Here is a 14,496-nt window from a genome sequence, read left to right as displayed (position 1 = left end):
GTACCAAAACACCCCCGACCCAACGGACCGGGGGTGTTTCTGGCGCTACGTCCTAGTGGTGGTGATGACCGTGGCCGTGGCTGTGGCCATGACCGTCGTCCTGAGGCTCCGCCGGCTTGTCGACGACGGCGGTCTCGGTGGTGAGCACCATGCGCGCCACCGACGCCGCGTTGACGACGGCGGACCGGGTCACCTTGACCGGGTCGACGACACCCTGGGCGATCAGATCGCCGTACTCCAGTGTCGCGGCGTTGAAGCCCTGTCCCGCAGGCAGTTCCGCCACTTTGTTGACGACGACCGAACCGTCCAGACCGGCGTTGGTGGCGATCCAGTACAGCGGCGAGGAGAGCGCGGCCGCGAACACGCCGACGCCGAGCGCCTCGTCACCGCTCAGTTCCGTACGCAGCGAGTCGAGGGCGCTACGAGCCTGGACCAGCGCGGCTCCGCCACCGACGACGATGCCCTCTTCGACGGCTGCCTTGGCAGCTGCCACGGCGTCCTCGACGGCTTCCTTGCGCTTCTTGAGGTCGGTCTCGGTGGCCGCACCGACCTTGATGACCGCGACGCCACCGGCGAGCTTCGCCAGGCGCTCCTCGAGCTTCTCCCGATCCCAGTCGGAATCGGAAGCCTCGATCTCCGAACGCAACTGCGCCTTGCGGCCCTCGATGGCGTCCTGGGTGCCGCCACCGTCGACGATCACGGTGCTGTCCTTGCTGACGACGACACGGCGCGCGGTGCCGAGCACCTCGAGGCCGACGTCGCGCAGCACCAGACCCACGTCGGGGTTGACGACCTGGCCGCCGGTCACGACCGCGAGATCATCGAGGAAGGCCTTCCGACGGTCCCCGAAGAACGGCGCCTTGACGGCGACGGCCTTGAGCGTCTTGCGGATCGCGTTCACGACCAGCGTCGACAGCGCTTCACCCTCGACGTCTTCGGCGACGATCAGGAGCGGCTTGCCGGCCTCTGCGACCTTCTCCAGCAGCGGCAGCAGGTCGGGGAGCGAGCTGATCTTCTCGCGGTGCAGCAGCACCAGTGCGTCTTCGAGAACCGCTTCCTGGCTGTCGAAGTCGGTGACGAAGTAGGCTGAGATGAAGCCCTTGTCGAAGCCGACGCCTTCGGTGACCTCGAGCTCGGTGTTCAGCGTCGAGGACTCCTCGACGGTGACGACGCCGTCGGTCCCCACCTTGGTCATGGCCTCGCCGACCAGCTCGCCGACCAGTTCGTCACGCGAGGAGACGGTGGCGACCTGAGCGATGGACTTCTTGTCCTTAACGGGGGTGGCGGCGGCCAGCAGCGCCTCGGACACGGCGTCGGCGGCCTTGCTGATGCCCGAGCCGAGGGCGATGGGGTTGGCGCCCGCCGCCACGTTGCGCAGACCGGCCTTCACCATGGCCTGGGCCAACACAGTGGCAGTCGTGGTGCCGTCCCCGGCGATGTCGTTGGTCTTGGTGGCGACCGACTTGACGAGCTGGGCGCCGAGGTTCTCGAACGGATCCTCGAGGTCGATGTCACGGGCGATCGTGACGCCGTCGTTGGTGACCGTCGGGCCACCGAAAGCCTTGGCGAGCACGACGTGGCGGCCGCGCGGGCCCAACGTCACCTTCACCGCGTCGGCGAGCTTGTCGACGCCGACTTCCATGGCGCGACGCGCGGTCTCGTTGAATTCGATTTGCTTGCTCATAAGTTTCTTTCCCTCAAGGCGGGTATGACGCGCACCGCCCCGGACATCACCCGTCTATGCGGGAACGTCCGGGGCGGAACACGATTCGCTTACTTGGAGACGACAGCCAGCACGTCGCGGGCCGACAGGATCAGGTACTCCTCGCCGTTGTACTTGATCTCGGTGCCGCCGTACTTGCTGTAGATGACCACGTCGCCCTCAGACACGTCCAGAGGAATCCGCTTCTCGCCATCCTCATCCCAGCGGCCGGGGCCAACTGCGACGACGGTGCCTTCCTGCGGCTTTTCCTTGGCGGTGTCGGGGATGACCAGACCGGAAGCGGTCGTGGTCTCGGCCTCGTTGGCCTGAACGAGGATCTTGTCCTCGAGTGGCTTGATGTTGACTGCCACGATTGGAGCCCCTTCACTCAGTATTGATGTGGGTGTGCGTACACGGCGGTCGGTGACCGCCCTCGCGCCGTCGTCGCGGGTGCCGACACAGGGTTGAACCGACTGCCGCCTAGCACTCTATACATGAGAGTGCTAGGTGCTCAAGGTCGGGGTTCACGTGTACGCCTCGGGCGAACGCCGACGGATTCATCCCCAGCCGCCGGGTTATCCCCAGGCGTGGGATTTCGGTGCTGCCGGGTGGCGTGGACGCGGATTATCGTCGTACATATGTTCGAGTTGACGCGGGTGGTGGAGGCGGATCTGGTCGAGGTGATGACCAGCTCCGCAGCCGCCGCCGCGCGGGCTGAGGCGATGCGGCTGGCCGCGATCGCCGAACTGTGGCGGCGGCGCCGCCGCCCCGAACGGGAACGCTGGGTCTGCGCCGACTGGGACGCTGCGGCCGCCGAGATCGGCGCCGCGTTGGGAATCAGCGCCGGGCGGGCGTCGGTGCAGATGGACCTGGCGGTGGCGCTGCGCGACCGCTTCCCCCGGCTGGGGGCACTGCTGGCCGACGGGCAGGTCAGCCTCGACGTGGTCAGGGCGGTCGTCTCGCGTACCGCGCTGGTGCTCGACCCGTCCACCCTGCGGCTGCTCGACAACCATTTCGCCGATGCGGTGGCGGGGTGGGGGGTGTTGTCGCAGAAGAAGCTCGACGCTGCCATCGACGTGTGGATCGAAACCTACGACCCCGACGCGGTGCGGCGGGTTCGCGACCGGTCGCGGGATCGGTCGTTCACCATCGGCGATCGTCACGACGGCTCGGGCATCACCGAGGTGTACGGGCGGCTGGCCACCCCGGATGCGGCGCTGCTGGCGACCCGGTTGGCGATGATGATCGCCTCGGTCTGCGAACACGATCCCCGCACACGGGATCAGAAACGCGCCGACTCGATCGGCGCCATCGCCGCCGGAGCCACAGCGTTGACGTGCCGCTGCGCACGCCCCGACTGCGCCGCCGCGCAGGTGGATGACGGGCGCGCCACGTCCATCACGGTCACCGTGATCGCCGACCAAGCTTCCCTCGACGCTCAACCCGACCCGGAGCTGCATGGCGAAGCACCCCCACCCACCTACACGCCACGAAACACCACACCCGCCGAGGCCGCCGAACCTGCGCAGCCGACCAAGCCCATCACCACACAACCCCGTCGTGCGGCGCTGATCGTGGGCCCCGGAGGGGGCATCGTGCCCGCACCGCTGCTGGCCGAACTCATCGCCCACGGCGCCACAGTCCGCGTCGTCGGGGCAACCGACGGTCTGGCCACCGCGGGCTACCGCCCGTCGACGGCGCTGGACCGGTTCGTGCGCTCCCGAGATCTGACATGCCGCTTCCCCGGCTGCGACCGCCCCGCCACCCACGCCGACATCGACCACACCGTGCCCTACCCGGCCGGCGCGACGCATCCGGCGAACACGAAATGCTATTGCCGCCAACATCATTTACTGAAAACCTTTTGGGAGGGCTGGGCCGAACGCCAAACCCCCGACGGGCGCCTACACCTGATCAGCCCCACCGGCCACACCTACACCACCACCCCGCTATCAGCGCTGCTGTTCCCGTCCTGGAACACCCGCACCGAACCCCCACCAACCCCCACCACGGCGCAGCGTCCCACCCCGGGCCGTCACCTCAAGATGCCCACCCGCCACCGCAGCCGCACCCAGAACCACACCGCCTACATCCGAAGAGAACGCGCACTCAACCACCGCGAACTCACCCGACAACACGGCGAAACCGGTCCACCACAACAGAACCGGACCACCTACCGAACCCCACCCACCGGCGCCGACCCCCCACCGTTCTAACGGAGTTGGGTCGGGTCCATCAGCAGGTGGTCGGACACATCGCCGACCATCTCGACGTCAACGCTCCGCTGGGTGAAGTACCACCCGCGCTCGTCACGGGCGAACGAGTCCGAGTACCGGCCTACAACGATCGGCTGCAGCGCAACGGTATCCGTCTGCTGCACAACGCAGAAGGTGGACCGAGCGGTAGCGGTGTCGCCGGTGACATCGACGACAGGATTGAGGACGAGATGACGGGTCCGCGGGGTGTTGCCGTGCTCAGGGAAGCGCCGAGTCGTCGCGGCGAACAAGGACGCAATCGCCTCACCGCCCGCGACACCCATGAAGTCGCCCCGTCCCAACAGCTGACCCACGCCGTCGAAGTCGCCCGCATCGATCAACTCCGCATAGCGATACAGCAATTCGGTGATGGCCAGGGTGTCGGCCCAGCCGTTCACGCGACCTGCCCCCGCACCACCGGCAGCCCCGGATCGCTGGCCACATCGAGCGGCGATGGCTCCGCGCCCGCCGCAATCAGATGCGCCGCGAACGACGCGATCATCGCCCCGTTGTCGGTACACAACCGCGGACGCGGCACCCGCAGCGTCAATCCCCCTGCCGCGCAGCGCTCCTCGGCCAGCTCCCGCAGACGCGAATTCGCCGCCACACCGCCGGCGATCAGCAGCGTCGACACACCCAGCTCCTCGGCCGCGCGCACCGCCTTCGCTGTCAGCACATCGGCGACCGCCTCCTGGAAGCCCGCCGCGATGTCGGCCTGCGAGGCCTCCGGATGACTCTCCACGTAGCGCGCGACCGCGGTCTTGAGCCCCGAGAAACTGAACGCATACCGGTCATCCCGCGGACCCGTCATCCCGCGGGGAAATGTGATGGCAGCAGGGTCACCGTCGCGGGCCAAGTCGTCGAGCACCCTGCCACCCGGGTAGCCGAGGCCCAGCAGTCGCGCCACCTTGTCGTAGGCCTCCCCCGCCGCGTCGTCGACCGTCGAGCCCAGCTCCACGATCGGCTCCCCGAGCGAGCGCACGTGCAGCAGGTTCGTGTGCCCACCCGAGACCAGCAGCCCGATGCTCTCCGGCAGGGGGCCGTGATCGTAGACATCGGCAGCCAAGTGACCGCCGAGGTGGTTCACCGCGTAGAAGGGCACCTGCCAGGCCGCCGCATACGCCTTCGCCGCGGCCACACCCACGAGCAGCGCACCGGCGAGTCCGGGCCCGATCGTCGCCGCCACCACGTCCGGCCGGTCGATTCCCGCCGTCTGCAGCGCACGTCTCATCGTCGGACCCAACGCCTCCAGATGCGCCCGCGACGCGATCTCCGGCACCACACCGCCGAATCGGGCATGCTCGTCGACGCTTGAGGCGACCTCGTCGGCCAGCAGCGTGACCATTCCGTCGTCGCTCAGGTCCGCGATACCGACTCCGGTCTCGTCGCACGAACTCTCGATCGCCAAGATGATCATCGCGGCTCCCGCTTCATCGAATAGGCGTCGGCACCGCTGACGCGGTAGTACCGCTTGCGCAGCCCGATCCTCGTGAAACCCTCGCTCTCGTACAGCGCGATCGCGGCCTCGTTGTCGGTGCGCACCTCCAGGAAGATCGCGCCGCCGTCGGCGTAGGCGAGCAGCCTGCGCAACATCTCCCGGCCGATGCCGTGGCCCTGATAGGCGGGATCGACCGCGATGGTGTGCACCTCGTACTCGAATGGCTTGCTCCGCCCGAGTCGCGCGATGCCGGCATACCCCACGAGCTTGTCGTCGGCGCGCGCCGCCACGTAGTGGTTGTGCTTGGCCGCGATCTCGGCCAGAAAGGCACGCTCCGGCCAGGGATCGTCCCCGTCGAACACCTGCGCCTCGAGTTCGGCGCACCGCGCTGCATCGGCGGCCACCAACGTCGCGTATTCCACGTTCACCGCGGGACCGCCGACGGCTTCGCATCAGGCCTGCGCAGATACAGAGGCAACAGGGGCTCCGGTTCGGCATCCCAATCCGCCACGGCGGCAACGAGTCCCGCCACAGAAGGAGACACCGGCGCCAGCCGCGGCAGCTCGAAGAGTGCCGCGTGCTCGGGCGAGCCTGCCACCGCGGCCGCACCGGCAGGCACGTCAGCCGCGGAGTTGACCGCGGGCCCATCCACCCGGACCCCGTCGCGATACCGCGCCCAGTACACCTCGCGCCGGCGCGCATCGGTGACCACGAGCAGCTCTCCCGTCGTCCCCGCAGCGATCGCATCCAGGCTGCACACGCCGTGCACCGGTATCCCCAGCGCATGCCCGAACGCCGCCGCGGTCGCCATGCCCACCCGCAACCCGGTGAACGGTCCCGGCCCGCACCCGACCACCACGGCAGTCAGTGCGCTCACCTCGACATCTGCGTCGGCCAGAGCTCCGACGACGTTGGGCGTCAACGTCTCTGCGTGCGCGCGCGGATCGACCGTCACCCGTTCGGCCAGCACCTCGATCCCGGAGTCGAGCCGCACCACACCAGCGGTCACCGCCGGGGTGGCGGTGTCGACGGCCAGCACGAGCCTGCTCACGGCTTGCTCCACTGCCACATCGCCGTGCGCACGTCACTGCCGGCCGTGCGCTCCAGCCGAATGTCGAGGTGACGCTCCGACAGCCGCTCGGCGATCCCCTCGCCCCATTCCACGACGACCACCGCTTCGTCGAGATCGGCGTCGAGGTCCAAAGAGTCGAGCTCGGCGAGTAGGTCCACCGAGCTCTCGTCCAGCAGACGGTAGAGATCGACGTGCACCATCGCCGCCGCTCCGGCCCGACGCGCCCGGTGCACCCGCGCCAGGACGAACGTGGGTGACAGCACCGGACCTTCGACGTCCATGCCCTGCGCGATTCCCTTGGCCAGCACGGTCTTTCCCGCCCCGAGCGGACCCGACAGCACCACCAGGTCGCCCGCGCGCAACCCGCGGCCCAGCTCCGCCCCGAACGCCAAGGTGTCCTCGGCGCCGGCCAGCTGCTGCACCCCCGAGTCAGCCATTGTTGCGCACCCGCTCCCGCACCCGCCGGGTCAAGGCGACAAGCTTCGACGGCATCGACCGCTCGACCAGCCGCACCAGCGCCTCGTCGATGATCTCCGGCTGTTCCAACTGCACGAGATGTCCTGCGCCACCGACGATCACCAGTTCCGACTTCGGCAGTGCCGCCGCCATCTCCCGTGAATACTCGGCAGGAGTCAGCAGATCTCGGTCACCGCAGGCGATCAGAGTCTGCACCTTCTGCAATGTGACCAAACCCGCGGTCTCGTCGTGCACCTCCAACGCGTGCAGGAATTCGACGAGCGTGGTCACCGACGTGTCGTGCATCATCCGCTCGGAGAACGCCACCACGCTCGGGCTGATCTTCTCGTCGCCGTAGGACGCTGCCCGCAGAATGGGCCCGATGATCGACCGGGCGGCACCCCGGAACCTGTGCACCGTCTTCGGTGCGTAGCGAGCGGTGAACTGCACCGCCTCCAGCGCGGGGTTCTTCAGGATCTCCCCCAACGGTGATCGCGAAACCCCTTCGGCAGCAGAGGCGATGATTGCGGCGCCGACGATGCGCGTCGGATAGCGCTGCGGATACTGGCGCGCGTGGGACAGGACCGTCATCCCGCCCATCGAGTGTCCGACGAGCACCACGGGTCCGCGCGGGGCCATGACCGCGAGCACGCTCTCGAGGTCTCGGCCCAGCTGTTCGACGGTGTAGGTGTCCGGCGGCGCCTCCCCGGACTGGCCGTGGCCCCGCTGGTCGTAGAACACCATGCGCACCTGCGCGCCCCACTGCTCGGACAGCCGGGCTCGCTGAAAATGGAAGGAGCCCATGCGAAGACAGAAGCCGTGCGCGAACACCACCGTCAGCGGCGCGTCGGTGGGGCCGACCTCGCGCACCGCCAGCGGCACCCCGTCCGGTGTCGTGACGACCGTGCTGCGATCGGCGTCGAGGAGCTCGAAATCCTCGTCGCGGTGCGGATCGACGTCCGTCACGCGGCGGCGCAACGACCGCGCCGCCGTGACCCCGGCGGCCGAGCCGACGGCGGCGACTCCCGCCGCACCCGCCAGCCAGCCCGCCCGCGGGCTCATCGCACGCCCCCTCGGTACGCGCGGGTGATCCGGCCCCGCGGGCTGCACACCACCTCGTAGTTGATCGTGCCCAGCAGATCCGCCCACTCCTGCGCCGTCGGCTCGCCCCGGGTGCCCGGGCCGAACAGGATGGCCTCGTCGCCCTCGCTGACCTCGACCGGACCCGGTCCGAGGTCGACGACGAACTGGTCCATGCAGACGCGTCCGACGTTGGGGTAGCGGCGGCCGTTGATCTGCACCGTCATCTTGTTGCTCAGCGAGCGGAAGACCCCGTCGGCGTACCCCGCGGGGATCAGCGCGACCGTGGTGTCCGCCGTCGCGACCCATGTGTGCCCGTAGGAGACGCCGTCGCCGGCACGGATCGAGCGCACCATCGCCACCGGGCACGTCACCGTCATCGCCGGCCGCAGCCCCATGTCGCCACGCTCAGGGATCGGCGTCTGCCCGTAGACCGCGATGCCCGGCCGCACCATGTCGAACGCCAGGTCGGGCCGCGTCAGCGCCGCCGGGGAGTTGCTCAGGTGCACGACCTCGAAGCCCACCCCCGCCGAGCGCGCGACTGTGGCCAGCTCGCCGAGCCGCTGGCCCTGCACGCTGTTGAACGGGTGCTCGGGCGCGTCCCCGTGCGCGAGGTGGCTCATCAGGCCGCGGATGCGCACGGCACCGTCGGATGCGGCGTTGCGCAGCGCGGTGACGACGGCCGGGAAATCCTCCGGTGACACTCCGTTGCGGCTCAGACCGGTATCGGCCTTGATGGTCACGGTGGCCGTACGTCCGGTCCGCTCGACCGCCGACAGCACCTCGCTGACCTGTCGCGCCGACGAGACCGCGAGCTCGACGTCGGCCGACACCGCGGACGCGAAGTCCATCCCCGGCGGGTGCAGCCAGGCGAGCACCGGCGCCGTGATGCCGTCGCGGCGCAGCGCCAGCGCTTCGTCGACGGTCGCGACGCCCAGCTGGGCTGCGCCCGCGGCCAGCGCTGCCCGCCCGACGGCGGTCGCGCCGTGGCCGTAGCCGTCGGCCTTGACGACGGCCATGACTGCGGCCGAGCCGGCGCGTTCGCGCAGCACGGAGATGTTGTGCGCGATGGCGTCGAGATCGACGATCGCCGTCGGCACATGCTGGGTCGTGTTCGGAGCGTTGATCACCGTCGCCGATTCTCCCAGGCCGTTGCCGGCGGTGGGTCAGTGGGCGAAGTGAGCCTCGTCGGAGAACCCGCCCACGCCGGTGCGGTTGAGCTTCTCGAGCACCTCGACGATGTCGTCGCGCAGCGCGCGGGCCAGGTTCGCCGAGAACCCTTCCCGCACCACGATGCGCAGTACCGCGACGTCGGTGGCGTTGTCGGGCATGGTGTAGGCCGGCACCTGCCAGCCGTAGCTGCGCAGCAGCGCCGACACGTCGAACACCGTGAATTGCGTGTCCTCGACCAGCGTGAACGCCACCACCGGGATGGCCGACCCGTCGGAGATCACCTCGAAGACATCCATCGCGGCCAGCTCCCGCGCCAGCCACTGCGCGGTGTCGGACAGGCAGTGCATCACGGTGGCGTAGCCGTCGCGGCCCAGCCGCAGGAAGTTGTAGTACTGCCCGACGACCTGGTTGCCGGGCCGGGAGAAGTTCAGCGTGAACGTCGGCATGTCCCCGCCGAGGTAGTTCACGCGGAACACCAGTTCTTCGGGCAGGTGGTCGGCGTTGCGCCACACGACGAAGCCGATGCCGGGATAGGTCAGCCCGTACTTGTGCCCGCTGACGTTGATCGACACCACCCGCGGCAACCGGAAGTCCCACACCAGGTCCGGATGCACGAACGGCACCACGAAGCCGCCGCTGGCCGCGTCGACGTGCACCGGGATGTCGAGGCCCTTGTCGGCGGCCAACCCGTCGAGTGCGGCGCAGATGTCGCCGACGGGTTCCAGCTCGCCGGTGAACGTGGTGCCCAGGATCGCCACCACGCCGATCGTGTTCTCGTCGACCGCGTCGAGCACCTGCTCCGGGGTGATCACGTAGCGGCCGTGGTCCATCGGTAGGTACCGCGCCTCGACGTCGAAGTAGCGGCAGAACTTCTCCCACACCACCTGGACGTTGGAGCCCATCACCAGATTCGGCGTGCGGCCCTTCCAGTCCTGCCCGGCCGCCTCGAGCTTCTGCCGCCACCGCCACTTGAGCGCCAGGCCGGCGAGCATCACCGCCTCGCTGGAGCCGACCGTCGACACGCCGATGGCGCTGGACGGATCGTCGTCGCGCAGGTTCTTGGCGTGGAACAGGTCGGCCACCATGCACACGCAGCGCTGCTCGATCGCGGCCGTGACCGGGTACTCGTCCTTGTCGATCATGTTCTTGTCGAACGTCTCCGACATCAGCTGCCCGGCCTCGGGGTCCATCCACGTGGTGACGAAGGTCGCCAGGTTCAGCCGGGAGCTGCCGTCGAGCATCAGTTCGTCGTGGATGAAGCGGTAGGTCTGCTCGGGATCCATCGACTCGTCGGGCAGGCGCAGCGCCGGGATCGGGGAGGTCGACAGGCGGCCGCAATACGCGGGGGTCAGCGAGGAGTGGCGCGAGACGTTGGGCATGTGGTCCTTTCTAGAGGATCGAGCCGAGCGCCGTTCGCAGATGAGCGAGGATGCGCGAGGACGACGTCGGCGCGGGTGCGGGCCCGGGATCGCGGGCGGCGAGGTCGGCGGCGCGCGCGTGCACGAACGCGGCTGCGGCGGCGGCCTCACCGGGCGGCAGACCCGCGGCCAGGAGCGCCCCGATGACCCCGGAGAGCACGTCACCGGAACCCGCGGTCGCCGCCCACGCCTGTCCTGCGACGTTGAGATAGGTCGGGCCGTCCGGTTCGGCGATGACGGTCACGTTGCCCTTGAGCAGAACGGTGACACCGAGCCGGTCGGCCAGCCCGCGGGCGGCGGCGACGCGATCATCGCCCGGCGGGTGGCCCGCCAGGCGCGCGAACTCGCCGGCGTGCGGGGTCAGCACGGTCGGGGCGTCCCGGCCGGCGACGAGATCGGGATGGGTCGACAGGATCGTCAGACCATCGGCGTCGACGAGCACGGGCAGGTCGGTGCCGAGTGCGAAGGCCAGCGCGGCCTCACCGGCTGCGTCGGTACCCAGGCCGGGGCCGACGACCCACGCCTGCACACGTCCGGCGCTGGTGAAGTCCTTCGTCGCGATCACCTCGGGCCAGTGCGAAACCACCTCGGCCGCAGCAGTTCCCGCGTAGCGAACCATGCCGGAGTGAGCGGCCACGGCTGCCCCGGTGCACAGGATCGCCGCGCCCGGATACGTCGCGGAACCGGCCATCACACCGGTCACGCCCTGGGTGTACTTGTCGTCGCTGCGGCCCGGCACCGGCCAGCGGGCGGCCACGTCCGCGGCCTCGAATCCCCGGATGTCGGCGGCGGGCAGATCGAGGCCGATGTCGACGAGTTCCACACGGCCGCATGGCCCCAGCGCGTGCACTGGTTTGAGGCCACCGAACGTGACCGTGACGGCAGCGCTGACATGCGGACCGTCGGCGGCGCCGGTCGCGACGTCGACCCCGCTGGGGATGTCGACCGCCACCACCGGCGCGTCGGTGCCGGCGAACACCTCCGCCGCGGCGGGGCGCAGCGGTCCGGTGGCACCGATACCCACCACCCCGTCGATCACGAGATCGGTTGCCGGCGGCACCTTTTCGACGATGCGACCGCCGGCTCTGCGAAAGGCGGCCAGCGCCGCGGCGTGCGCTCGGTCGGGGTTCAACAGCACCGCTGACGCGCCCGCACCGCGGCGTCGCAGGAACGTGGCGGCCCACAGCGCGTCACCGCCGTTGTCCCCGGAACCGACCACGGCGCAGACCGTCTTGCCGGACACCGCACCGAGCTCGCGGACGATCGCGGTGGCGAGCCCGAAGGCGGCCCTGCGCATGAGCACGCCGTCGGGCAATGCGTCGAGCAGCGGTGCCTCGGCGTCGCGGATCTGCTGGGCGGAGTAGTAGTGCCGCATCGCCCCACGGTACGTCGTGCGGCTACTGCGCTTTCGTGCCGCTGCGGGCGTCCGACAGCGTCGGGTAGAGGTCGATGATCTCGTCGATCTTCATCATCCGCAGTGGGCGGGCGGTCGCGGGTCCTTCAGCGACGACGCGCAGTGAGATACCCGCCTTCTCGGTGAGGCGGTGGGTCTCGACCAGCATGCTGATACCGGCTGAGGACAGGAAGCCGACACCGGTGATGTCGACGATCAACAACGTCAGGGAATCGGAGAGAGCGACGTCGAGGTGCGTGCCCAGGGTGGGTGCGGTGAGCACGTCGAGGTCGCCCTCGACCTGCAGGACGACCGTCGTGCCGTCGCGCTGCGGGCGGACCACGAAGCGGCCGCGGTGATGTTCTTGCACGTTCATCCTGTGCCCCCGAGGGTCGGACAGGCACCAGCGCACAGCCGTGAAGACCGTGCGTGCCTGTATTTCATGCGGCAGTGGGCCGCAGTGACGGGGAATTCCGTCGTGCGCCGGGCGCGTGGCTCCGGCGACCGCTGCTTGCAGAACGGTTGTTACTCGGTTTATCGGTCCCGGGGAGGACGGCGTTAACAGAGCGCCCTTAATTCTTCCTTAAATTGACAGGAGAGTCATAATCGCGCTGGTCAGAAGGTTACTCGACGGTAACCGACTTCGCGAGGTTGCGGGGCTTGTCGACGTCGTAGCCGCGGGCCTGGGCGACACCGGCGGAGAACAGCTGCATGGGGATGGTCGAGAGCAGCGGCTGCATCAGCGTGGAGACGGCCGGGATCTCGATCAGATGGTCGGCATACGGCGCGACGGTGTCGTCGCCCTCTTCGGCGATCACGATCGTGACCGCGCCGCGGGCCTGGATCTCCCGGATGTTCGACAGCAGCTTGGCATGCAGGGTCGCCGAGTTCTTCGGCGACGGCATGACCACGATGACCGGCAGATCGTCTTCGATCAACGCGATCGGACCGTGCTTGAGCTCACCGGCGGCGAACCCTTCGGCGTGCATGTAGGCCAGCTCCTTGAGCTTGAGCGCACCTTCGAGCGCCACCGGGTAGCCGACGTGGCGGCCCAGGAAAAGCACCGTCTGCGCGGCCGCGAACCGGGTGGCCAGCGCCCTGACCGGCTCGCTGGAGGCCAGCACCCGGGAGATCAGCTCGGGCATGGCCTCCAGATCGCGATACTCACGAGCCACCTCGTCGGGGTACTTGGTGCCGCGCGCCTGCGCCAACGCGAGGCCGACCAGATAGTTCGCCGCGATCTGCGCCAGGAATGTCTTGGTCGAGGCCACCCCGACCTCCGGGCCGGCGCGGGTGTAGAGCACCGCGTCGCATTCGCGCGGAATCTGGCTGCCGTTGGTGTTGCACACCGCGAGCACCTTGGCCTTCTGTTCCTTGGCGTGGCGCACCGCCTCGAGCGTGTCCGCGGTCTCCCCGGACTGCGAGATGGCCACGACCAGGGTGTGGCTGTCCAGTACGGGATCGCGGTAGCGGAATTCGCTGGCCAGTTCGACCTCGACGGGCAGCCGGGTCCAGTGTTCGATCGCGTACTTGGCCAGCAGCCCCGAGTGATACGCGGTGCCACAGGCGACCACGAACACCTTGTCGACGTCGCGCAGTTCCTGATCCGAGAGGCGCTGCTCGTCGAGGACGATGCGGTTGTCGGCGAAATGACCCAGCAGGGTGTCCGCCACCGCCGAGGGCTGCTCGGCGATCTCCTTGAGCATGAAGTAGTCGTAGCCGCCCTTCTCGGCGGCCGAGGTGTCCCAGTCGATGTGGAAACGCCGGTAGTCCCGCGAAGGGTCCGCGTCGCGGCCGTCGAAGTCGGTGATCCGGTACCCGTCGGCGGTGACCACGACGGCCTGGTCCTGCCCCAGCTCGACCGCCTCGCGAGTGTGCTCGATGAACGCCGCGACGTCGGAGCCGACGAACATCTCGCCCTCGCCGACCCCGACCACCAGCGGCGTGGACCGCCGGGCTGCCACGATCGTGCCGGGATCGTCGGCGTGGGCGAACACGAGCGTGAAGTGGCCTTCCAACCGGCGCAGCACCGCCAGCACTGCCGCCGGGAAATCACCGGCGTGCTCGCCCGCGTCGTACTCGCGGGCCACCAGGTGCACTGCCACCTCGGTGTCGGTGTCGCTGGCGAACTCGACACCGGCGGTTTCCAGCTCCGCGCGCAGCGCCGTGAAGTTCTCGATGATGCCGTTGTGCACGACGGCGACCTTGCCGGTGGCGTCGCGGTGCGGGTGGGCGTTGCGGTCGGTCGGCCGACCGTGGGTGGCCCAGCGGGTGTGCCCAACCCCCGTCGACCCGACCAGATTCTCGCGACCCTGCTCGGCCAGCGCCGCCTCCAGGTTCGCCAACCGGCCCGCCTTGCGCTGCACCGTCAGCCCACCACGCCCGTCGAGCAGCGCCACTCCCGAGGAGTCGTAGCCGCGGTACTCCATCCGCCGCAGCGCGTCGACGACGATGTCGCAGGCGGGGCGCTGCCCCACGTAGCCGACGATTCCGCACATAGCCAACCAGG

Annotated in this window: 14 protein-coding genes; 1 reads left to right on the top strand and 13 read right to left on the bottom strand. The window is 69.2% G+C overall.

Features of this window, described 5'->3' with window-relative positions; all coding sequences use genetic code 11:
* Positions 1-52 precede the first annotated feature (52 nt).
* Both groL and groES read right to left on the bottom strand, forming a co-directional pair.
* Positions 53-1,684: a chaperonin GroEL gene (gene groL / locus ACXYX3_RS05605; RefSeq protein WP_241203118.1), complete on the bottom strand. Its 1,632-nt coding sequence runs from the start codon at positions 1,682-1,684 to the stop codon at positions 53-55.
* An 89-nt stretch (positions 1,685-1,773) separates the two neighbouring features.
* Positions 1,774-2,076 (bottom strand): co-chaperone GroES, encoded by a 303-nt coding sequence (gene groES, locus ACXYX3_RS05600; protein WP_032668542.1) that lies wholly within the window; start codon positions 2,074-2,076, stop codon positions 1,774-1,776.
* A gap of 264 nt (positions 2,077-2,340) precedes the next feature.
* Here groES and ACXYX3_RS05595 point away from each other — a divergent pair, with 264 nt between their 5' ends.
* Positions 2,341-3,918 carry an HNH endonuclease signature motif containing protein gene (locus ACXYX3_RS05595; protein WP_458610539.1) on the top strand — a complete coding sequence of 526 codons (1,578 nt, stop codon included), beginning with the start codon at positions 2,341-2,343 and terminating at the stop codon, positions 3,916-3,918.
* Here the strand turns inward: ACXYX3_RS05595 and ACXYX3_RS05590 are convergent.
* From ACXYX3_RS05590 to glmS, 11 genes are all read right to left on the bottom strand, one after another.
* A complete protein-coding gene (locus ACXYX3_RS05590; RefSeq protein WP_458610538.1) occupies positions 3,915-4,355 on the bottom strand; it encodes a nuclear transport factor 2 family protein in 441 nt (146 codons plus the stop codon). The genes ACXYX3_RS05595 and ACXYX3_RS05590 overlap by 4 nt on opposite strands.
* Positions 4,352-5,374 carry a tRNA (adenosine(37)-N6)-threonylcarbamoyltransferase complex transferase subunit TsaD gene (tsaD, locus tag ACXYX3_RS05585; RefSeq protein WP_458610536.1) on the bottom strand — a complete coding sequence of 341 codons (1,023 nt, stop codon included), beginning with the start codon at positions 5,372-5,374 and terminating at the stop codon, positions 4,352-4,354. Before tsaD ends, ACXYX3_RS05590 begins: the two co-directional genes overlap by 4 nt.
* On the bottom strand, positions 5,371-5,823 hold the full coding sequence (gene rimI, locus ACXYX3_RS05580; RefSeq protein ID WP_458610534.1) for a ribosomal protein S18-alanine N-acetyltransferase: 453 nt from the start codon (positions 5,821-5,823) through the stop codon (positions 5,371-5,373). Before rimI ends, tsaD begins: the two co-directional genes overlap by 4 nt.
* Positions 5,820-6,446, bottom strand: a complete 627-nt coding sequence (gene tsaB, locus ACXYX3_RS05575) for a tRNA (adenosine(37)-N6)-threonylcarbamoyltransferase complex dimerization subunit type 1 TsaB (RefSeq protein ID WP_458610532.1) — start codon at positions 6,444-6,446, stop codon at positions 5,820-5,822. The genes rimI and tsaB overlap by 4 nt, the downstream gene beginning before the upstream one ends.
* Entirely contained in the window at positions 6,443-6,904 is a 462-nt protein-coding gene (gene tsaE / locus ACXYX3_RS05570) for a tRNA (adenosine(37)-N6)-threonylcarbamoyltransferase complex ATPase subunit type 1 TsaE (protein WP_458610530.1), read from the bottom strand. The genes tsaB and tsaE overlap by 4 nt, the downstream gene beginning before the upstream one ends.
* The gene (locus tag ACXYX3_RS05565) at positions 6,897-7,985 is read right to left on the bottom strand and encodes an alpha/beta fold hydrolase (protein ID WP_241203125.1); all 1,089 of its coding nucleotides are present in this window, start codon (positions 7,983-7,985) and stop codon (positions 6,897-6,899) included. Before ACXYX3_RS05565 ends, tsaE begins: the two co-directional genes overlap by 8 nt.
* Positions 7,982-9,133, bottom strand: coding sequence for an alanine racemase (gene alr, locus ACXYX3_RS05560; RefSeq protein ID WP_458610528.1), 1,152 nt, complete (start codon positions 9,131-9,133; stop codon positions 7,982-7,984). Before alr ends, ACXYX3_RS05565 begins: the two co-directional genes overlap by 4 nt.
* A gap of 36 nt (positions 9,134-9,169) precedes the next feature.
* Positions 9,170-10,555 (bottom strand): glutamate decarboxylase, encoded by a 1,386-nt coding sequence (locus ACXYX3_RS05555; RefSeq protein ID WP_458610526.1) that lies wholly within the window; start codon positions 10,553-10,555, stop codon positions 9,170-9,172.
* Between the two features lie 10 nt (positions 10,556-10,565).
* Positions 10,566-11,969 (bottom strand): NAD(P)H-hydrate dehydratase, encoded by a 1,404-nt coding sequence (locus tag ACXYX3_RS05550; RefSeq protein ID WP_458610524.1) that lies wholly within the window; start codon positions 11,967-11,969, stop codon positions 10,566-10,568.
* A 22-nt stretch (positions 11,970-11,991) separates the two neighbouring features.
* On the bottom strand, positions 11,992-12,363 hold the full coding sequence (locus tag ACXYX3_RS05545) for an STAS domain-containing protein (RefSeq protein WP_241203129.1): 372 nt from the start codon (positions 12,361-12,363) through the stop codon (positions 11,992-11,994).
* A 247-nt stretch (positions 12,364-12,610) separates the two neighbouring features.
* Positions 12,611-14,485 (bottom strand): glutamine--fructose-6-phosphate transaminase (isomerizing), encoded by a 1,875-nt coding sequence (gene glmS / locus ACXYX3_RS05540; protein ID WP_458610522.1) that lies wholly within the window; start codon positions 14,483-14,485, stop codon positions 12,611-12,613.
* Positions 14,486-14,496 lie beyond the last annotated feature (11 nt).

The organism is Mycobacterium sp. Panama NTM2, assembly GCF_054355555.1.
This window is presented reverse-complemented; position numbering and strand designations above follow the sequence as displayed.

Coding starts and splice junctions, on each gene's coding strand:
- ACXYX3_RS05565 (WP_241203125.1), bottom strand. CDS start 7,985: ATGAGCCCGCGGGCGGGCTGGCTGGCGGGTGCGGCGGGAGTCGCCGCC.
- ACXYX3_RS05555 (WP_458610526.1), bottom strand. CDS start 10,555: ATGCCCAACGTCTCGCGCCACTCCTCGCTGACCCCCGCGTATTGCGGC.
- ACXYX3_RS05595 (WP_458610539.1), top strand. CDS start 2,341: ATGTTCGAGTTGACGCGGGTGGTGGAGGCGGATCTGGTCGAGGTGATG.
- glmS (WP_458610522.1), bottom strand. CDS start 14,485: ATGTGCGGAATCGTCGGCTACGTGGGGCAGCGCCCCGCCTGCGACATC.
- ACXYX3_RS05545 (WP_241203129.1), bottom strand. CDS start 12,363: ATGAACGTGCAAGAACATCACCGCGGCCGCTTCGTGGTCCGCCCGCAG.
- tsaD (WP_458610536.1), bottom strand. CDS start 5,374: ATGATCATCTTGGCGATCGAGAGTTCGTGCGACGAGACCGGAGTCGGT.
- tsaE (WP_458610530.1), bottom strand. CDS start 6,904: ATGGCTGACTCGGGGGTGCAGCAGCTGGCCGGCGCCGAGGACACCTTG.
- groL (WP_241203118.1), bottom strand. CDS start 1,684: ATGAGCAAGCAAATCGAATTCAACGAGACCGCGCGTCGCGCCATGGAA.
- ACXYX3_RS05550 (WP_458610524.1), bottom strand. CDS start 11,969: ATGCGGCACTACTACTCCGCCCAGCAGATCCGCGACGCCGAGGCACCG.